At 43.9% G+C, this 20,473-nt stretch carries 13 protein-coding genes; 12 read left to right on the top strand and 1 reads right to left on the bottom strand.

What is annotated here, in order from left to right; all coding sequences use genetic code 11:
• Positions 1–115: 115 nt before the first annotated feature.
• The 9 genes from D0T66_RS15060 (at position 116) to D0T66_RS15020 (ending at position 16,403) form a co-directional block, all read left to right on the top strand.
• On the top strand, positions 116–1,747 hold the full coding sequence (locus D0T66_RS15060) for a DUF6377 domain-containing protein (RefSeq protein WP_163358127.1): 1,632 nt from the start codon (positions 116–118) through the stop codon (positions 1,745–1,747).
• 220 nt (positions 1,748–1,967) lie between these two features.
• Positions 1,968–4,958 (top strand): TonB-dependent receptor, encoded by a 2,991-nt coding sequence (locus D0T66_RS15055; protein WP_163358126.1) that lies wholly within the window; start codon positions 1,968–1,970, stop codon positions 4,956–4,958.
• A 12-nt stretch (positions 4,959–4,970) separates the two neighbouring features.
• Complete coding sequence (locus D0T66_RS15050; RefSeq protein ID WP_163358125.1) at positions 4,971–6,482, top strand: RagB/SusD family nutrient uptake outer membrane protein; 1,512 nt, start codon at positions 4,971–4,973, stop codon at positions 6,480–6,482.
• An 82-nt stretch (positions 6,483–6,564) separates the two neighbouring features.
• Positions 6,565–8,049 carry a glycoside hydrolase family 30 beta sandwich domain-containing protein gene (locus tag D0T66_RS15045; RefSeq protein WP_163358124.1) on the top strand — a complete coding sequence of 495 codons (1,485 nt, stop codon included), beginning with the start codon at positions 6,565–6,567 and terminating at the stop codon, positions 8,047–8,049.
• A gap of 39 nt (positions 8,050–8,088) precedes the next feature.
• Positions 8,089–9,417 (top strand): DUF5125 domain-containing protein, encoded by a 1,329-nt coding sequence (locus D0T66_RS15040; RefSeq protein WP_163358123.1) that lies wholly within the window; start codon positions 8,089–8,091, stop codon positions 9,415–9,417.
• 66 nt (positions 9,418–9,483) lie between these two features.
• Positions 9,484–10,938, top strand: coding sequence for a glycoside hydrolase family 30 beta sandwich domain-containing protein (locus D0T66_RS15035; protein WP_163358122.1), 1,455 nt, complete (start codon positions 9,484–9,486; stop codon positions 10,936–10,938).
• Positions 10,939–10,952: 14 nt separating this feature from the next.
• Positions 10,953–13,175, top strand: coding sequence for a glycoside hydrolase family 3 C-terminal domain-containing protein (locus D0T66_RS15030; protein WP_163358121.1), 2,223 nt, complete (start codon positions 10,953–10,955; stop codon positions 13,173–13,175).
• Between the two features lie 136 nt (positions 13,176–13,311).
• Positions 13,312–14,520 carry an ATP-binding protein gene (locus tag D0T66_RS15025; RefSeq protein WP_163358120.1) on the top strand — a complete coding sequence of 403 codons (1,209 nt, stop codon included), beginning with the start codon at positions 13,312–13,314 and terminating at the stop codon, positions 14,518–14,520.
• A gap of 32 nt (positions 14,521–14,552) precedes the next feature.
• Positions 14,553–16,403: a ChbG/HpnK family deacetylase gene (locus D0T66_RS15020; RefSeq protein WP_163358119.1), complete on the top strand. Its 1,851-nt coding sequence runs from the start codon at positions 14,553–14,555 to the stop codon at positions 16,401–16,403.
• A 9-nt stretch (positions 16,404–16,412) separates the two neighbouring features.
• Here D0T66_RS15020 and D0T66_RS15015 read toward each other — a convergent pair whose 3' ends face one another.
• Complete coding sequence (locus tag D0T66_RS15015) at positions 16,413–17,441, bottom strand: YeiH family protein (protein WP_163358118.1); 1,029 nt, start codon at positions 17,439–17,441, stop codon at positions 16,413–16,415.
• Between the two features lie 149 nt (positions 17,442–17,590).
• On the opposite strand from D0T66_RS15015, the gene D0T66_RS15010 reads away from it, so the two are divergent.
• The 3 genes from D0T66_RS15010 to D0T66_RS15000 all read left to right on the top strand — a co-directional run bounded on the left by D0T66_RS15010 (position 17,591) and on the right by D0T66_RS15000 (position 20,193).
• On the top strand, positions 17,591–18,481 hold the full coding sequence (locus tag D0T66_RS15010; RefSeq protein ID WP_163358117.1) for a LysR family transcriptional regulator: 891 nt from the start codon (positions 17,591–17,593) through the stop codon (positions 18,479–18,481).
• 131 nt (positions 18,482–18,612) lie between these two features.
• Positions 18,613–19,614, top strand: a complete 1,002-nt coding sequence (locus D0T66_RS15005) for a malate dehydrogenase (RefSeq protein WP_163358116.1) — start codon at positions 18,613–18,615, stop codon at positions 19,612–19,614.
• A gap of 96 nt (positions 19,615–19,710) precedes the next feature.
• Complete coding sequence (locus tag D0T66_RS15000) at positions 19,711–20,193, top strand: low molecular weight protein-tyrosine-phosphatase (RefSeq protein ID WP_163358115.1); 483 nt, start codon at positions 19,711–19,713, stop codon at positions 20,191–20,193.
• Positions 20,194–20,473 lie beyond the last annotated feature (280 nt).

Raw genomic sequence — 20,473 nt, 5'->3', positions numbered from 1 at the left:
AGATAAAATCCGATTCTTAGTTAAACTTTGCTCCAATAGTAATATTTTTGCAATCAAGTCTTATATTTGTATTACAACAAATTTGTCTTACTACCATTCGTTAACCCTAAATGATATGAAAAAATACTTACTGTTGATCATATTCTCTTCATTATGTACCACCTTTTCGTATTCATACAATAAAAAAGACTCCCTGACAATATACTTGGATAAAGTGATGGAGAATAAAGACCTTTACATAGAAGAGAAAAGACAAAGCATAAACAACCTCAGGCAATTATTGACAATAGGAAGCCTTTCGCCGCTCCAGACTTATGATTTGAATGAGAAGCTATACAACGAATATAAAAAATACCGGTCCGACTCGGCGGTATATTATATGTTGGAAAATCAGAAACTGGCGGTTCAAATAAATAATAAAGAATTGAAGTTCAAAGCCGATGTACAACTGGCTTGGCTATATTCTACCTCGGGGCTGTATATAGAATCAAAGGATATTCTGGAGAATATCGAAAGGAAGAATTTACCCGATTCTCTTATGGCGGATTATTACGAAACCTACGGGGCTTTCTGCAGCCATTACGGCCAAAGCAACAATAGCTATACCTATTACAAAAAGAGTGAATATTACAGAGATTCTATGTTGCTGTTGTTGGATAAAGGTTCGATGAAGTATCAGGTTTCGTATGCAACAAAAATCCTGTATGAAGGAAAGCGGGAAGAAGCCGAGGCTGTACTCTTGGACTTGCTAAACGAAACAACGGATAAGAATGAGGAAAGAGGTACAATCGCTTATCTTCTGGGATATATGTATAAGAATGATAAGAACACCGAATTGCAGAGAACGTATTTTACCATTTCCGCCATTGCCGATATTAAGAATTGCCTGAAAGACAATGCTTCACTTCAAAGCCTGGCTCTGCTTTATTACGAAATGGGCGATATCGATCAGGCCTATAAATTCATTCAATCGGCAGTCGACGATGCAGTCTTCTGTAATGTAAGGTATCGTGCGGTGGAAGCATCGGCGTTTTACCCGATAATAAATGCTTCTTATCAGGCAAAAGAGAAAAAACAGAAATCGGAATTGCAAAAGTATTTGATACTCATCAGCATCTTGTCGGCGCTTCTCATCGTCGGTATCACATATGTGTATAAGCAGATGAAGCGGGTAGCACGTATCCGGAAGGAATTGTATCATACTAATCTGAAATTGAACGAGTTGAACAACGATCTGCTGAAGGTAAACAATGACTTACAGGAAACCAATACGATCAAGGAGGAATATATCGCCCATTTCTTTGACTTGTGTTCAGCCTATATCGACAAGCTGGAAGATTACCGGAAAACGCTGAATAAGAAAGCGGCCAATAACCAGCTCGACGAACTATTCAAAAGCTTAAAATCGACTACTATCGTCGAAAATGAATTGGAGGAATTATATAAAAATTTCGATGCTATCTTCCTCAACCTGTATCCTACCTTTGTCGCCGATTTCAATGCTTTACTGGAAAAAGAGGAACAGATATTCCCCAAAAAGGGTGAGTTGCTGAATACGGAGCTACGCATTTTCGCATTGATTCGTTTAGGCATTACCGATAGTGTCAAGATAGCGCACTTCTTGCGCTACTCATTGCGCACTGTCTATAATTACCGGACGAAGGTGCGGAATAAAGCATCTGTTTCGAGAGATGATTTCGAAGAAATGGTAAAAAAGATAGGAACAATCCAGCGAAAGAACGACTGAAAATATACATGATTTAGTACTTTTTTTCTCCCAATCGAAAACGCAAATATCTGTTTATGTGATATTTGCGTTTTTTATTTGGTACTTTTTTTTGGAATATAAAAAAACGGGAGACGCATGAAATTAATTTTGAAATTGCTGGGGGATTCGTTAATCTTTCTTACTTAACCAATTCCAGGTTTGACCTCAAAAAATATTAACTAACTAAGATCAGAAAACTATGAAGCACTACGTTCTGAAAAAACAACTCTTTCTAAGTTTGTGCATGTTATTTGCGTTTATGGTGTCTATACCCATATACGCACAAGATAATATGCAGGTTGAGGGTACTGTTATAGATGCAGTATCGGGAGAAACGCTGATTGGTGTTACCGTTGCACAAAAAGGCACTTCGAACGGTACATCGACAGATTTGGATGGAAAATATTCTATCTCTGTTCCGCAAGGGACAACGTTGACATTCAGCTATGTCGGATTCGAAACACAGGAAGTCCGCGTCAACAGCAATCGCATAGACATAAGAATGAAAGAAGCGGATAAGCAACTCGACGAAGTTGTGGTAATCGGCTACGGGACACAGCGTCGCGCCGACGTAACGACTGCCGTATCTTCGGTAGATACCAAAGATATATACGAGCGTCCGGTGACAAGCGCCGCCGCTGCTATACAAGGAAAGGCTGCCGGAGTATCGGTAATACAGCCGAGTGGTGTACCCGGTGCCGAAATGGTCGTGAGAATCCGTGGTAATACCTCGATCAGCGCAAGTAATGACCCTTTGTATGTGGTAGACGGAGTACCTACAACAGACATCGGTTCGCTTGCACCTACCGATATCGAAACCATGCAGATATTGAAGGATGCCTCTTCTGCTGCTATCTACGGTTCGAGAGCGGCAAACGGGGTGGTAATCATCACCACAAAAGGGGGAGCGACAGGCGAAGCCAAAATCTCTTTCACTTCTTATCTGGGTATATCCAAAGTAGCAAAGAGAATGAACTCGCTGAACACGGCCGAATACAAAGAATTGATGGACGAAATAGGAATGATAAAAGTGCCTGACGGCCTGACAGATCGGACCGACTGGTTCGACGAAACATTCCGCACAGGAACTAACCAGAATTACCAGTTATCTATTTCGAGTTCGACCGACAAAATGAAATATCATGTCTCGGGAGGTTATACAAGAGATGCAGGTGTGATAAAAGTTTCTTACTTCAAACGCTATAACTTCAGAGCCAATCTGGAAAACCAGGTAAAAAAATGGCTGACAGTGAATGCTAACCTCTCCTATTCCGATTACTCGTCGAACGGTATTATCTCGGGACAAGGAGCCAACCGGGCAGGGGTAGTACTCTCGGTGATAGGTACGCCTAAATATGCTCCTATCTGGGACGAAACCCCGGGACACGAAGGCTGGTACTACAACAATTTCTACGGTGCTAACCTCACGCATCCGGTGGCGAATATGTCGCGTACGGCTGATAACAAAAGCAAAAACAACCGTTTCATGGGTAGCGGTTCGGCTTTGTTCACTTTCACACCCGAGTTGAAATTCAAATCGAGTTTCACAATCGACCGGGTTTATTATAACTCAACCACATGGTTAGATCCTATCAAGACAGACTATGGCCGCGAGCAATACGGACAGGCAACAGATACACGATCGTTGAGTACTATCCTCATATTCGACAATATACTTACTTACGACAAGAAAATCGGGAAACATAACCTTTCCTTGTTGGGAGGTACATCCAGTACCAGATCTACATGGAATCAAAGCTACCAGACAGCGACACACTTCTTGGGATCAGATATTAAAACACTGAATGCCGGTAACAAGGTTTCGCAAGGCAATGGAACTACCGCTTCCGATTGGGCTATCATGTCTTATCTGGGTAGAGTTTCTTACAACTACGATAGCAAATACCTGTTCACGGCCAACTTCCGTGCCGACGGTTCGTCCAAGCTTGCACCCGGCAAACGTTGGGGATATTTCCCTTCTCTTTCAGCCGGATGGAGAATCTCGGCAGAGGAATTTATGAGTGGAACATCTACTTGGCTGGACGATCTCAAGCTTCGCGGAGGATGGGGACAAACAGGTAATCAGGCCGGTATATCGGACTATGGTTATTTGCAGAAATACAGCATAACCCGCCAGAATTGGTGGGAAGATGGTAAGGCAAATGCAATGATTACGCTGAAACCGTCGAGCTTTTCCAACCCTGATTTGACATGGGAAACAACAACTCAGACAAATATCGGTCTCGACCTGACTGTCCTCAACGGACGCCTGACATTTGCTGCGGATGCTTACTACAAAAAGACAACCGACCTGTTGATGGATGTGCCACTTCCGGCAACATCGTCTATCGGGAATATCTATCGCAATGAGGGAAAAATGGAAAATAAAGGGTTCGAGTTCTCCGTAGATAGCAAAAACCTGACAGGATTGTTCTCTTGGGATACGCAGTTCAATATCTCATTCAACCGCAATAAGGTAACCAAACTCAGCCTGCAAAAGGTTTACTATTACGCTTCTACATCCGAAGGTACAAACGAGAAAGTCGTTCGCATGGCAGAAGGTCAGCCGTTGGGCAAATTCTGGGGATTCATCAGCGAAGGAGTTGATCCCGAAACAGGAGATATTATTTATAGAGATTTAGACGGAAATGGGAAGATTACATCGAGCGATAAAACCTATATCGGCGATCCGAATCCTGATTTCACATTCGGTCTGACAAATAATTTCTCTTATAAGAATTTCAATTTGGGAATCTTCATCACAGGTTCGTACGGAAACGATATTTACAATGCATCCCGTATCGAAACGGAAGGTATGTATCATACACGCAACCAATCGACTAAGGTAAGAGATCGCTGGAAAATCCCGGGACAAATCACCAATATGCCACGCGCAACAAGCGGTACGGACAACATCAAAGCATCTACCAGATGGGTAGAAGACGGTTCGTATGTTCGCCTGAAAACCGTGACACTCTCTTACAACATCCAGAATAACAAGCTGAAAAAATTAGGTATCGGCAGAATACAGCCATACATCACAGCACAAAACTTATATACAATTACCGATTATTCAGGTTTCGATCCCGAAGTAAACCAATGGGGCGGTGATGCCCGCGTGCAAGGTATCGACTGGGGAACGTATCCACAGGTTAAGACATTCATATTCGGGTTAAACGTTGAATTTTAATTGAATCACATTATGAAAAAGATATTATTATACGGCATATCCGCAGGATGTTTACTACTGGCATCGTGCAGCTTAGACAAAGATCCTATTTCCGATTACAGCGAAGTGATAATAGGCGAAGAAGGTTCCGACTCGATAAAATATGCGACCAGAGCCGAGATGCTGACGCAGTACGAGGGCATGTACAGCATCCTGCAAGGTAACAATACACAGGAAAAGTGGTATATGGATTATCTGGAATTTGCCGAGGTGCGGGCAGACAATGCCTATGCCGGAGGAACAAGCAACGGAATTGTTTCGCTCGAGCAACATTCGCAGGATGGGGACAATACGATTGTTTTGCGTAACTGGAAAATGTTTCTGGAGAATATCAATGCAGCCAATATCATCATCTGTAATGTGGATTTAGTGCCCGATTTGGCACTCACCCAAACCGAACGTCAGCATTGGAAGGCAGAAGCCAAAATCCTGCGTGCATGGATGATGTTTGAAATGGTTCGCCTGTGGGGAGAAGTACCTGTATTGATAGAAGAAACTCCACAAATCACGGCCGATAATATCGAAGAGATCTATCCGCTCCTCTTCCCTGAACGCCGCCCTGTGGACGAAGTATATGCCCAGATAATCGAAGACCTTACGGATGCTTCGCTCGATGCGCCTGCGGTCGATAATACAAATAAGTTCAAACTGACCAAAGCTGTGGCAAATGCCCTCCTTGCGAAAGTGTATGCCGAAAAGCCGGTACGCGATTATAGCAAGGTGATACAATACTGCACAGCTGTAGAAGCCGATGGATTTACACTTATGCCCAACTATTCGGATCTGTTCTCGGTGAATGCTGCGAAAACAGATGTGAATTACCGTAACACGCCCGAATCGATATTCGAAGTCGTTTATCCGCAAGGTAGCGGCAACTGGGTAACATGGATGTTTGGTATCGACCTGTGCGATCCGAGCAGTACATACAACTGGGCCAAATGGGTGACACCATCCCGCGATTTGGTAAAAGCTTACGAAGACGAAGGTGATATGGTTCGCATGAACGAAGCTATCGTATGGGGACAACCATCGTGGAGTATCTACTATCCGTCCAATCACTATCCGTTTATGTATAAAACCCGTTCACGATTCAACAGTATCATCAAACTGCGCTTGGCAGATATTCTCCTGCTCAAGGCAGAAGCCTATGTTGCGACAAATAATTTACCGGCAGCTGTTGCCTTAGTCAATCAGGTACGCACCAGAGCGGGATTGTCCGGACTGCCGAGTAGTGTGACCGGTTCGCAAGACAGGATGAAAGATGCCGTATTGAAAGAGCGCCGCTTGGAGCTGGCTTACGAAGGTCAACGCTGGTTCGACCTCGTGCGCAACGATAAAGTGATAAACGTAGTCAATACATTGCCGTCAAGAGATTCGGGCAGGTTGACGATAAAATATCCATTGACAGAGGAAACGATCCTGTTACCGATTCCTCAGGAAGAAATGGATAAGAATCCGAACCTGACTCAAAACCCCGGATATTAGGTTATAAAGGTTATTTCAAGTTAATGAGGAGTGCTGCATTCCTTGTAATGTGGCGCTCCTTTCGGTAAAAAAGAAAATTTCTATGAAAAAGAATGTTATAAAAATATTATTCCTGATCGCTATCCCTTTGCTGTGGCAGGCATGCAGCAGCGACGACAATAACGATCCTGATCCCGATCCCAATCCTCCGGTAGAAACTGCCGATGTGGATGTATATGTCACAACCGGCGACGAATCAATGCTGTTTCAGCATGTGCCTGTATCCTTCAATAAGAAAGATAATATGTCGCCTTATACCGTTACGCTTTCGCCAAACACAGTATATCAGGAGATGGAAGGCTTTGGTGCGGCTTTTACAGGTTCGACCTGCTACAATCTATTGAAGATGAGTGCTGAAAACAGGGCGAAACTATTGAAAGAAACGTTCGATCCCGAAACAGGAATGGGCTATAGCTATATCCGTATCTCGATAGGAGCGTCGGACTTTTCGCTGGGCGAATATACCTATTGCGACAATGCAGGGATAGAAAATTTCGCTTTGCACGAATACGACAAAAGAGATGTAATCCCTGTATTGAAAGAGATATTAGCTATCAACCCTGCGGTTAAGATTATGGCATCTCCGTGGACATGCCCGCGCTGGATGAAAGTGGATAATCTGACCAACATGGCTCCTTACAATTCGTGGACAGGCGGACAGTTGAATCCTGCTTATTATGCCGATTATGCGACATACTTCGTGAAGTATATACAGGCAATGAAAAACGCAGGAATCGACATAGAATCTATCACGGTACAAAACGAACCGTTGAATGGAGGCAATTCCGCATCGCTGTATATGACCTGGCAGGAGCAACGCGACTTTATCAAGAACAACCTCGGGCCTGCTTTCTATACGGCAGGAATCGAAACGAAGATTATCGTGTATGATCACAATTATAATTATGACAACATAAGCGATCAGCAATCGTATCCGGCAAAGATATATGCCGATAGCGATGCGGCGCAATTCATCCACGGATCGGCTTTCCATGCCTATGGGGGCGATAAGAGCGAGTTGATGAATATTCACAACGCCTATCCCGACAAAGGCTTGTATTTTACCGAAATATCTATCGGCGACTGGGGATATACATTCGCCAGCGACCTGATGTGGAATGCACGCGAAGTGTGCATCGGTACAATCAATAACTATTGCAAGGCCGTGTTGGTGTGGAACTTTATGCTCGATGCCGATCATGGGCCTTATCGCCCGGGAGGATGCAACCAATGTCTGGGCGCAGTGACGCTCAACGCATCCAATACGGATGTTAAGCGCAACAGCCATTTCTATACTATCGGACATCTGGCTAAAGTGATCAAACCGGGGGCGCAACGGATAAAAACGAGCGGCTATACGGCAACCGGATTGTACTATGCCGGATTCAAGAATACGGACGGGACATACGGAGTGGTATTGCAAAACGAATCGCAGGATGCAAGGAATGTGACGGTAGCACTGGATAATAAGTCGTTTACCTATTCCGTGCCGGCTAACTCGATGGTTTCCTATCTATGGGAGCAATAAAAACACAAATAATATCAGAAAACAATAAAAGATAATAGCATGAAAACGAATAAATTAATACTGTTATTTATTACTATACTCATCGCATTCACTTCTTGCGATGACGATGATAAATCGCCCGGAAATCCGGTTATGGATTCCAAAACAGAATTCACCAGTGCCATGTTCGGCGATAGCCTGCAATTCACGGTGAATGTAATGGACGATGTTCCTCTGTCTACCCTGAAAGCGCAACTCTTCTATGGCGAAGATATGGTATCGGAAACCGTTATCCGCACGAAAACGAACGACGATTATACAGGGAAAATATATATCCCGTATTATGCCAATATTCCGAATGGAACGGCGACGCTCAAACTCGTGCTGCAAAATATCCGTTTCACGATTACCGAAGAGGAACACGATTTGCCGTTGACGCGTCCTGATTTTCCTTACCTGACATTCGTGACGGAAAATGGTGACTATAACATGCCGCGGACAGGCTTGTACGAGTATGCCCTCACCGATAATCTGCCGCGAAAAATCAAAGGATATATCAAAGCCCCTGCAATGGGTACTTCGGGCAACGAAATCGATTTCGGATGGGTAGATAATGCTATCAAGGAACATTCGACCGAAGGAATCCCGTTCTCCAATTCCGATGCCGGCGTGTATTCGATAACGTTCAATACATTCAACTACGAGGCTGCTCCATTTATCATTTCTTATGCGGTGAATGACGAAAAAATGGATAGGGTGGACGATGACAATTATAAGATCGATTTAGCGCTCCTGCAAGATGACGAGATTGCTGTAGAAGGCTTCGACGATTTCGAAAACTGGTGGCTCGATCCGAACTTCTTCAAAAAGGATGCCGGCGGCCGGATTACATTCGTTCCATCAGACGGTAAATATCGCATCAAAGCGAATCTGCAACACGAGTATATGACTGCCGAAGTATTGGACGCGAGCAACAACCCTGCAAGCCTGCAAGCCGATGGAACGGGTGCTGTATGGGTGATAGGCGACGGCGTAGGATTCCCTTCGTTTGCAACTAATGCTGTGGGCTGGAATACCGCCAAGGCGCTATGTATGGTGCCGATTGGTAATAAGAAGTTCGAGATCTTATTTATTGCCGGAAAAACAATAAAGCTGGATGACATCAACTTTAAGTTCTTCCATCAAAAAGGGTGGGGAGGAGAATTTAGTCATACAGCGCTCACGACGACCAGCACACTCGTATTCGTGGGAGATACAACCAATGGCCGCGACAGCGGTAATCTGGGTATAGTCGACGGACAAACGCTCGAAGACGGCGCGACGTATGCATTCGTTCTCGACCTCAGTGCAGGAAACAGCAATGCTGTACTGACCGTTGAAAAAAGATAAAGAATATCTCTAAATATGTCGTGAAGGGAGGGGTTCACCCTCTCTTCACCGATTAAAAATATGATTATGAAAAAAATATATATTGCAGCCTGTTTGCTGATAGGTTTTATGCTCACTTCGTGTTCTGAATCGGCTACTGTAGACGTCTATACAACCACCGGCGACAAGGCAAAGACGATGCACAACGAACAGATCTCTATGGCTTCTGCCGGAGAAGCTACGGACAACATTATTACATTGCATCCCGAAACCACCTATCAGGAAATGGACGGTTTCGGTGCGGCCATGACCGGATCGAGTTGTTACAATCTATTGAAGATGACACCCGAAGACAGAGCAGCTCTGTTGAAAGAGACGTTCGATCCTGTCAATGGGTATGGATATAGCTATATCCGTATTTCGCTCGGGGCATCGGATTTCTCGCTCGATGAATATACCTATTGCGATAAGCCGGGATTGGAGAATTTTGCGATACATGCAGACGATAAGCGCGATTTATTCCCTATCCTGAAAGAAATACTGGCTATCAATCCCGAAATAAAGATTATGGCTTCGCCGTGGTCTTGTCCCAAATGGATGAAAGTGGACAACCTGAAAGACCTGAAACCCTATGATTCGTGGACAAGCGGGCAATTGAATCCTAAATACTATCAGGATTATGCCGCTTACTTTGTCAAATACATTCAGGCGATGGAAGCCGAAGGATTTAGCATCCATACGGTCACTATCCAGAATGAACCGTTGAACAGGGGCAATTCGATGTCGCTGTATATGACTTGGCAAGAGCAACGCGATTTTGTGAAGAGCGCTCTCGGACCGGCATTCGAAAAGGCTGGTATCAAAACAAAAATCGTAGTGTATGACCACAATTATAACTACGATAGCAACAAGCCCGAAAATTACGATCAAGGGCAGTATCCGCTAAAGATATACGAAGATGCCGATGCTGCGAAATATATCGACGGAGCAGCCTATCACGCCTACGGCGGCGATAAATCCGAGCTTATCCTCGTGCACGAAACCCGCCCTGACAAGAATATCTATTTCACCGAAATGTCTATCGGTTTGTGGGGCGAAGGCTATTCTTTTGCCGGCGACCTGATGTGGAATATGAAAGAAGTCTGCATAGGAACGATCAACAACTACAACAAAGCCGTTATCATGTGGAACTATATGCTCGATGATAAGCACGGGCCGGATCGTCCCGGAGGATGTAATATTTGTCTGGGGGCTATCGATATTGATTCGAAGGATTATAAAACGATGACCAAGAACAGCCATTATTATACGATGGCGCATCTATCCAAGGTAATCAAGCCGGGAAGCCACCGCATAAAATCGGAAGATAATCTTGCTGCCGGAATATATTACACAGTAGTTGAAAATCCGGATAAATCATATGGCGTGGTATTGATGAATGAAAACGATGAAAGCAAAACGGTAATTGTGAGAGTGGGTGAGGAAGAATTCAGCCATACAGTTCAGCCGCAGTCTGTAAACTCGTATCTTTGGAGAAAATAATAAATAAGGTAAATATGAAGTGTGTGAAAATTGTAGCCTCTTTGCTGCTGATAGGTAGCATAAGCGTAAATACTCAAGCGCAGAAGCCTGTTTATCAGGACGAAACCCGCCCCATAGAAGAACGGGTAGAAGATGCGTTGAAAAGAATGACATTGGAAGAAAAAGTAGCGATGTGCCATGCGCAGTCTAAATTCAGTTCGCCCGGCGTACCACGACTTGGTATCCCTGAGAACTGGGCGACAGACGGCCCTCACGGTATACGTCCCGAAGTTTTGTGGGACGAGTGGGATCAGGCGGGATGGACGAATGACTCGTGTATCGCCTTTCCGGCACTGACATGCCTTGCCGCTACGTGGAACAAAGATATGTCTTTGCTCTATGGCAGGAGCATCGGAGAGGAAGCCCGCTACCGGAACAAAAATATCCTGCTCGGACCAGGTGTCAATATCTACCGCACCCCGTTGAACGGGCGCAATTTCGAATATATGGGCGAAGATCCGTATCTGTCCTCTAAAATGGTGGTACCATACATACAAGGAGTACAAGAGAACGGAGTGGCAGCCTGTGTGAAACACTTTGCGTTGAACAATCAGGAAGTTGATCGCCATACGGTGAATGTTGTTGTAGACGACCGCGCTTTGTACGAAATATACCTCCCTGCTTTCAAAGCGGCAGTACAGGAAGGACAAGCATGGGCTATCATGGGTGCATACAACCGCTATAAGGATCAATGGGCATGCCAGAACCAGTATTTGCTGAACGATATTCTTCGTGGCGAATGGGGATTCGACGGCGTTGTAGTGTCCGATTGGGGCGGCGTGAATAATACGGAACAGGCTATATATCACGGTCTCGACATGGAATTCGGTTCCTGGACGGACGGATTGGGCGAAGGGGCGAGCAATGCCTACGATTATTACTATCTGGCAAATCCGTTCTTGAAATTGCTGCGATCGGGAGAAGTCAAAGAGGAAGAAGTAGACAAAAAGGTACGTAATATCCTGCGTTTGGCTTTCCGCACGACGATGGATACAAAACGTCCTTGGGGTTCGTTCGTTACACCTGAACATGCCGCTGCCGGACGCAAGATCGCAGAGGAAGGAATCGTTTTATTGCAAAACAAAAACAACACCTTGCCTATCGATCTGAATAAGGTAAAGAAAATCCTTGTCGTAGGCGAGAATGCCATTAAACCGATGACGGTGGGCGGAGGTAGTTCCTCGTTGAAGGCAAAATATGAAGTTTCGCCGTTAGACGGAATAACCGAGCGTATGGGTGCACAGGCCGAAATCGTTTATGCCCGCGGTTATGTAGGTGATCCTACAAGCGAATACAACGGTGTAAAGCTGAAAAGGGACTTGCACGATTCCCGCTCGGCTGCAGAACTTATTGCCGAAGCGACTACACTTGCCAAAGATGCGGATATGGTTATCTTCATCGGCGGATTGAACAAAAGCGATAATCAGGATTGCGAAGGAAACGATCGCAAGCACCTCGAACTGCCATATAACCAAGATAAGGTTATTACCGAATTATACAAAGCCAACAGCAATCTGGTGGTGGTAAATATTTCGGGTAATGCAGTGGCTATGCCTTGGGTGAATCAGGTTCCGGCTATTGTGCAAACATGGTACAACGGAACAGAATCGGGCACTGCCTTGGCTTCGGTTTTGGTAGGCGACGTCAATCCATCGGGTAAATTGCCGTTTACGTTTCCTGTCAAAATACAGGATAATCCGTCTTCCTCATTTGGCGAAGCCTCTTATCCGGGTATCGACAAAGTGCAGGAGTATAAAGAAAGCATTTTTGTCGGCTATCGCTGGACAGACAAAGAAAAAATCAAACCGCTATTCCCTTTTGGATACGGATTGAGTTATACGACATTCCAATACGGAAAAGTAACTGCCGACAAGAAAGAAGTTGCCGCAGACGGAAATATTTCGTTTACTGTCAGCGTGAAAAATACAGGTGCGACAGACGGTGCCGAAATCGTTCAACTATACATCCGCGACGTTAAATCTTCTTTGCCTCGCCCTGTTAAGGAGCTGAAAGGATTTGAGAAAATCTACCTCAAGGCGGGAGAAGAAAAGACCGTTTCGTTTACTATCGGAAAAGAGGCGTTGAGTTTCTTTGATGATAAAAAGCACGAATGGATTGCCGAATCCGGTGATTTCGAAGCGTTGATAGGCGCTTCGGCAACGGATATTAAATCGAAAGTTTCTTTTAAATTGAAATAAGGAGTAAGAGTCTGTTTAAGTTTTAGCAGAAATTTAAGCAGACTCTTGATTTTATTCTAATCTAATTATTTCAGAAACACTTCTTTTATTATAATAAAAAATATCTTATATTTGTAATGAAAGAAATCGGGAAGTAATGATTAGACAAGATGAAATAGCATTAGTAGTAGATTCGCAGAAAGAAACATTTCTGAAACGAGAATCAGGATTTGTACGTGATGCATTAATGTATGTGCCTGTTGCTGATTCATTTGCTACTATCATAACAGGCATTCGCCGTTGTGGCAAAAGCACGTTGTTGTTACAATTGCTTCGCCGGGATTATCAAGATGCCATATATTTGAATTTTGACGATATTCGTTTGTCAGGTTTCGAAGTTAACGATTTCGCCCGCCTCCATAGAGAAATAGAAAAACGGGAAATAAAAGTGCTGTTTTTCGATGAAATACAAGTGGTTGAAGGGTGGGAGAAATATGTTAATCAACTTTTGCGAGAAGGATATAAGGTATTCGTAACGGGTTCTAACGCTTCAATGCTTAGCATCGAATTGGGAACACATTTAACGGGAAGACACCTGTCTATGGAGTTATTTCCCTTTTCTTATTCCGAGTTTATCCGGTTCAAAGAATTGGATAATGGAGAAGAAGCTATAATGAAGTATCTGACAACAGGTGGTATACCCGAATATGTAAAGACTGATATACCTGTTATCTTAAATGCTCTTGTCGACGATATATTGATGAGAGATATTGCTGTGAGGCATGCGGTTCGTGATGCCAATTCGTTGCGCCAATTAACGGCATTTCTGATAACCAATATAGGAAATCTTGTTTCTGCAAATAAGTTGGTAGGCATGTTTGGTATCAAATCGGCTGCTACATTTTTAGAATATTTCTCTTTTCTGAAAGATGCCTATTTGCTCGAATTTGTGCCAATGTTTAGCTATTCGCTTAAAATACAAGCCCGTAATCCTAAAAAAGTTTATGTAATGGATATGGGTCTTTATACCGAAAATTCTATATCGACGAGCGATAATATAGGCAGACGCTTAGAGAACCTGATATTCTTGCATTTACGCCGGAAATACAAGCATGTCTTTTACTATAAGGAACGTGGTGAATGTGATTTCATAGCCATGGAAAAAAATACTGTAAAAGAAGCCATACAGGTATGTTTGGATGTAAATGATGAAAACTTCGACAGAGAATACAATGGCCTGTTAGAAGCTATGCAAAGCCTCGGGCTGAAAGAGGGCACTATTGTCACACTCAATCAGCAGGACGTATTTGAAAAAGATGGTATGACCATTAATATGATTCCAGCATCTGAATTTTTGGAAAGATAATTAATTGAAAAATAACACTTTATTCTAAGCATATGAAAACACATCTGAAGAAGGCCGCTTTTGCTATTTTATTTATATTGGTAGGCGGTATATCCTTGCAGGCGCAGAATCCGCGCTTGGTTGTCCGATCCGATGATATGGGAGCATTCCATTCGGTGAATGTTGCTTGTATCGAAGCATATAAGAACGGGATAGAAACCACCATCGAGGTGATGCCCGTAACTCCGTGGTTTCCTGAGGCAGTGAAGATGCTGCGCGAAAATCCGGGAGTGGATGTAGGAATACATCTGGCCATCACCAGCGAATGGGAAAACTTCAAATGGCGACCACTCACACAGTGTCCCAGCCTGACGGATGCGAACGGCTACTTTTATCCGATGATGCATCCCAACAAAGCATATCCGAATCAATCGATCACGGAAAATGACTGGAAATTGAACGAGATAGAACAGGAATTCCGGGCACAAATAGAACTGGTATTGAAGAACATTCCGCAGGCAAGCCACCTCACGGGACATATGGGCGCTATCCGCTTCGACCAAGATGTGCTGGCGATGGTTCACCGGTTGGCGGAGGAATATAATCTAACCTTTGTCGAAGGCGATGATCTGAAAGCTAAATATAGCGTCCAATCTGTTTGGTACGACGGACCGAGCAAGACAAGCCAGGAGAAGGAAGCAAGTTTTATCAATATGTTGTCGAAACTGGAGAAAGGAAAAAGTTATATCTTCCTTGATCACCCTGCTATAAACAATGCCGAAATAGAAACGATAGGGCATATCGGCTATGAGTGGGTAGCCGAAGACAGGCAGGGAGTAACCGATTTCATGACGAGCGAACGCGTAAAACAGGCTGTAGCCGACAATAATATCACCCTTATCAATTACAATGAGTTGACAAAAGCCCTCCCGCGCAGTACACCTAAAGCTGAGAAGGTAGCTGAAAAAGGTATAAAGAGTTATCTGGCTGCCGTAGAAAAAAGCGGTCAGGATCTGCATAGCCTGATGATCCTTCGCAATGGGAATGTGGTGTATGAAAACTGGTTTGGGGAGAATGCGGCAAATAAAACGCATATTATGAACTCTGTGAGTAAAACCTTCACAGCTACGGCGCTCGGTTTTGCTGTATCCGAAGGCAGATTGAAAGTGACGGACAAGGTTATCAATTTTTTCCCTGATCAATTGCCTCAAGAGGTCAGCCCTTTTTTGCGCGAACTGACTATCGAGCATTTACTGACGATGTCGGCGGGGCAAAACCCAACTATATCGAATCAGATAAGAAAAGGCGACAACGACGATTGGGTGGCGGCTTTTCTGGCGACACCGTTTGTCTATCAGCCGGGAACGGTTTTTGAATATAATAGCATGGCGTCTTATATGGTGTCGGCAATTGTGCAGCAGGTGACAGGGGAGAAGCTGACCGATTATCTCTACCCGCGTTTGTTCCGTCCGCTGGGCATTGCAGGAATCAACTGGACAGAGTCGCCGCAAGGTGTTAATCATGGCGGATGGGGATTGTATGTCAAAACCGAAGATATGGCCAAAATGGGACAGTTTATTCTGCAAAGAGGAGAATGGAAAGGCAAACAGCTCCTGCCTGCGTCTTGGTTCGACGATATGACAAGTGCGAAGATCTCGACTCTTCCAAGGGAAGCGAAAAAGGAAGATTTAAAGGACAAGATAAAAGAAAGCGATTGGTTGCAGGGCTATGGCTATCAGATGTGGCAATGCCGTCACAATGCTTTCCGTGCCGACGGAGCAAAAGGACAGTTGATCGTCATCCTTCCCGAAAAGAATGCAGTGATAGTGGCTACGGCTAATATAGACGATATGCAGGCCGAAATCAACCTGATATGGAAACACCTGTTGCCAAGCTTCAAATAAGGGAATATTTTAAAACAAAGGGATGTATTTAACGATGAAATAACCACCTACCATCAGCCATACAAATAGGATAAAAGCCAGCAGGAAAGGTTTGGCTCCTGCTTCCTTAAATTTCTTCAGATGGGTTTCCATTCCAAGGGCAGTCATCGCCATTGTCAGCAAGAATGTATCGATATAATTGATGGCGTCTACAACACTTTGAGGAAGCAAATCGAGCGAATTGAACCCGATGACGGCAATAAATCCGAAAGCAAACCACGGAATGGTTATTTTGACCGTACCCGAACCCTTTCCTCCTGCCAGCTTTGCCTGCCGTGCGATGATGAGCGCACAGATAAGCAGCACAGGAGCCAGAAAGATGACCCGTATCATTTTCACGATGATAGCCACTTCCGAGATGCTTTCTCCCATCGCATTTCCTGCTCCTACCACGTGTGCAACCTCGTGTACCGTAGCACCTGTGTATAATCCCCATTGATCGGGTGTGAGATCCAATACTCCATTACGAAACAATATCGGGTATAGAAACATCGCTATGGTACCGAAAATGACAACGGTAGATACTGCAACAGCCGTTTTGTGAGGCTTATTATTCAATACCGGCTCCATCCCCAGAATGGCGGCAGCCCCGCAAATAGCACTACCCGTGCTGGTCAGCAGGGCGATTTCTTTATCTATCTTCAATAATTTTCCGAGTAACAATCCTAATACTAAAGTACCCGTGATAATGATAATATCTATTACAATAGCTGACAGCCCAACAGATACCACATTCTGGAAAGTCAGCCGGAATCCGTATAGGATAATAGCCAGCCGGAGAAGCTTTTTCGACGAGAAAGTTATGCCGGGAAGCCACTCTTCGGGCATATTCTTTTTCAAGGTGTTGCCGTATATCATCCCCACTATGATTCCGATGATGAGGGGACTGAAGGACAGATACTTCAGTGCCTGAAAGTCGGATATATAGAATGCTGCACAGGCAAACAAAGCGACAAACAAAACACCATGTATAGTGTGTATATTCTTTTTCTCGGTCATATTCTTTTTATTTGGTTGTTCAAAATTACAGTGTATTTCTGCTTGTTGTTGCTTTTTTATTTTTATGCTTCATAAGCAAAAGTTATGAGGAAGCAAGGAGTTTTGTTACCTTAGCTGTCTCATTGTTAATAAACATATTTAACCTCATCATGTTCAATTTCAGGATAGAAGTCTTTCATTCGGTTGCAGTACATCTGAGTTTTACAAAAGCATCAAAAGCATTGCATATCACGCAACCTGCCGTAACCAACAATATAAAGGAACTCGAAAACTCGTTGGGTGTCAAGCTGTTCGATAGGAATCAAAGTGGCATATCGCTGACCGATGCAGGGAAAATATTATTGCAGTATGCTGAACGCGCTATCGATGAATACCAGAAATTGGAATATGAAATAGGACTGTTAAGAAATTCGCTCTCCGGGAGATTGAAAATCGGTGCGAGCACAACTATCGAGCAATATGTATTGCCTGCTTTATTAGCTCGTTTCAACCGGGAATATCCGGATATCGAAATGCTGCTGTTCAACAATAACACGATGAACGTAGAGAAAGATTTATCGCTTCACGAGATCGACTTGGGAATCGTTGAGGGAAATCCCGGCATCAAGGAGTTTAAATATATTCCTTTCATGGAAGATGAGATAGTGGCTGTGGCGCATACCTCCCAACCCATTGCGCAACGGGCGCAAATCACACTGGACGAGCTGAAAGCAATTCCGCTTGTCCTGCGCGAGACCGGTTCGGGCAGTTTGGATGTCCTCGAAAGCGAATTACAAAAACATAAAATAAAGCTGAAAGATTTGCAGGTGAAAATGCATCTGGGTAGCACCGAGAGTATCAAAGCTTTCCTGAAAAATGCCGATTGCCTCGGCTTTGTTTCTATCCATGCCATAAGTAAAGAGATTGTGCACAATGAATTTCAGATAATAGACATCGAAGGGCTCGATATTACCCGTACCTTCAATTTCATATACCCTCAAGGGCAACAAAACGGACTGATAGACATGTTTATCGATTTTTGCCTGAACAACAAGAGTTGATTCTTTGTTTCATTAAAAGGGCAGCATCCTGACGGATGGGCAATAATTATTTGTTATGAGGCATAACTATTTTAGCAAGATAACCTGCCCATCAATTAAGTACATTTGTAATCAATAAAAAAAATAAAGATATGAAAACTCTTACATCTGAAAAACTGACAATTGTCGGAGCTGCCGGAATGATTGGTTCCAATATGGCTCAATCGGCTATCCTGATGGGCCTGTCTTCTAACATTTGCTTATACGACCCCTATGCCAAAGGGCTGGAAGGAGTAGCGGAAGAACTGCTGCAGTGCGGCTTCAAAGGCGTGACGATTACCTATACCGATAATATCGCCGAAGCCCTCCGCGGGAGCAAATATATTATAACTTCGGGCGGAGCGGCACGTAAAGAAGGCATGACACGGGAGGATCTGCTCAAAGGAAATGCCGAAGTAGCTATCCAGTTCGGGAAAGATGTGAAGCAATATTGCCCTGACGTGAAGCATGTTGTTGTCATTTTCAATCCGGCGGATATTACAGGGCTGCTGGTGTTGTTATATTCGGGATTGAAACCTTCTCAAGTTTCGACGCTTGCAGCATTGGATAGTACAAGGTTGAGAAACGAGCTGGCCAAACATTTCAATATTCATCCCGATAAAGTGCTCAATTGCCGGACCTACGGAGGCCATGGCGAACAGATGGCTGTGTTTTCTTCCACAACAACCGTCGATGGCAAACCATTGAATGCCTTGATCGGTACGCCCGAACTGACAACAGAGCAATGGGAAGACATAAAGCAAAAGGTGATTCAAGGAGGTAAAAGGATTATAGAATTGCGCGGACGATCTTCTTTCCAAAGCCCGGCATATCTTTCGCTGGAAATGATACAGGCTGTGATGGGAGGCGACAAATTCGACTGGCCGGTTGGCGTATATGTGTCTAATAATGAGTATTCCAATATTATGATGGCGATGGAAACATCGTTGGATACGACCGGAGTTCATTATAAAGAGGCGAAAGGAACGGAAGCGGAAAACAAAGCTTTACGGGAGAGTTACATGCACTTGTGTAAACTAAGGGATGAGCTTATTGCGTCGTCTGTTATTCCTCCCGTCAACAAATGGAATGCTATCAATGAGCATTTGAAATAATCATAATTACAAGAGAAGGAACTCAACCACGAGTTCCTTTTTCTTTTTTTGACGCGCATTTTAGTATCTTTGCAGAATAAAACAACCCGACCAGCTATGGAAGAAAAAGAATATAAAGTGTTATTCGTTTGCCTTGGAAATATTTGCCGTTCTCCTGCGGCGGAAGGTATTTTTGCCGATATGGTGAAGAAAGAAGGTCTACAAAACCGTATAAAAGTAGATTCGGCAGGAACGGCAGGCTATCATAACGGCGAGCTGCCCGACTACCGTATGCGCCAGCATGGAGCGCGACGGGGATATAAATTCGATTCCATTTCGCGCAAATTTCTGGCGGTCGATTTCGATCAGTTCGATATGATAATCGCTATGGACGATAGCAATTATGACAATATTATGCGGCTGGCTCCCGACCTCGAATCGGAGAAGAAAGTGCACAGAATGGTCGATTTTTCACGCAAATATAAGTACGATCATATTCCCGATCCTTATTATAGCGGTTCGGATGGCTTCGAGTTGGTACTCGATCTATTGGAGGACGCTTGTGCCGGATTGCTGGAAGAAATCAAACAAAAGATCTGATTTTTCTTTTTTAATACGAAAAATATCCCTTTCTTTGTCAAATGTAACGGGGTTAATATCTATACGGATAATGGAACAAAAACGCCTTATTTTTCTATTCAACTTTCGTCTTATCAATATGTTCATTGGTGAGATAATAGACACACACACACACACACACACACGTAATATAACGTTTTTCGGGCGATTATCCAAATTTTCATATAAGAATTTTAGAAAAAAAAGTTACTTCGCCCTACGGGCAGTTACTTCGTGCTTCGCACAGTTACGAGTTACAAGA

The organism is Dysgonomonas sp. 25 (genome assembly GCF_010501075.1).
Taxonomy (GTDB): Bacteria; Bacteroidota; Bacteroidia; order Bacteroidales; family Dysgonomonadaceae; genus Dysgonomonas.
Note: the sequence above shows the minus strand (reverse complement) of the source record. Positions and strands in the feature narration are given on the sequence as shown.

Coding starts and splice junctions, on each gene's coding strand:
- D0T66_RS15060 (WP_163358127.1), top strand. CDS start 116: ATGAAAAAATACTTACTGTTGATCATATTCTCTTCATTATGTACCACC.
- D0T66_RS15055 (WP_163358126.1), top strand. CDS start 1,968: ATGAAGCACTACGTTCTGAAAAAACAACTCTTTCTAAGTTTGTGCATG.
- D0T66_RS15050 (WP_163358125.1), top strand. CDS start 4,971: ATGAAAAAGATATTATTATACGGCATATCCGCAGGATGTTTACTACTG.
- D0T66_RS15045 (WP_163358124.1), top strand. CDS start 6,565: ATGAAAAAGAATGTTATAAAAATATTATTCCTGATCGCTATCCCTTTG.
- D0T66_RS15040 (WP_163358123.1), top strand. CDS start 8,089: ATGAAAACGAATAAATTAATACTGTTATTTATTACTATACTCATCGCA.
- D0T66_RS15035 (WP_163358122.1), top strand. CDS start 9,484: ATGAAAAAAATATATATTGCAGCCTGTTTGCTGATAGGTTTTATGCTC.
- D0T66_RS15030 (WP_163358121.1), top strand. CDS start 10,953: ATGAAGTGTGTGAAAATTGTAGCCTCTTTGCTGCTGATAGGTAGCATA.
- D0T66_RS15025 (WP_163358120.1), top strand. CDS start 13,312: ATGATTAGACAAGATGAAATAGCATTAGTAGTAGATTCGCAGAAAGAA.
- D0T66_RS15020 (WP_163358119.1), top strand. CDS start 14,553: ATGAAAACACATCTGAAGAAGGCCGCTTTTGCTATTTTATTTATATTG.
- D0T66_RS15015 (WP_163358118.1), bottom strand. CDS start 17,441: ATGACCGAGAAAAAGAATATACACACTATACATGGTGTTTTGTTTGTC.
- D0T66_RS15010 (WP_163358117.1), top strand. CDS start 17,591: ATGTTCAATTTCAGGATAGAAGTCTTTCATTCGGTTGCAGTACATCTG.
- D0T66_RS15005 (WP_163358116.1), top strand. CDS start 18,613: ATGAAAACTCTTACATCTGAAAAACTGACAATTGTCGGAGCTGCCGGA.
- D0T66_RS15000 (WP_163358115.1), top strand. CDS start 19,711: ATGGAAGAAAAAGAATATAAAGTGTTATTCGTTTGCCTTGGAAATATT.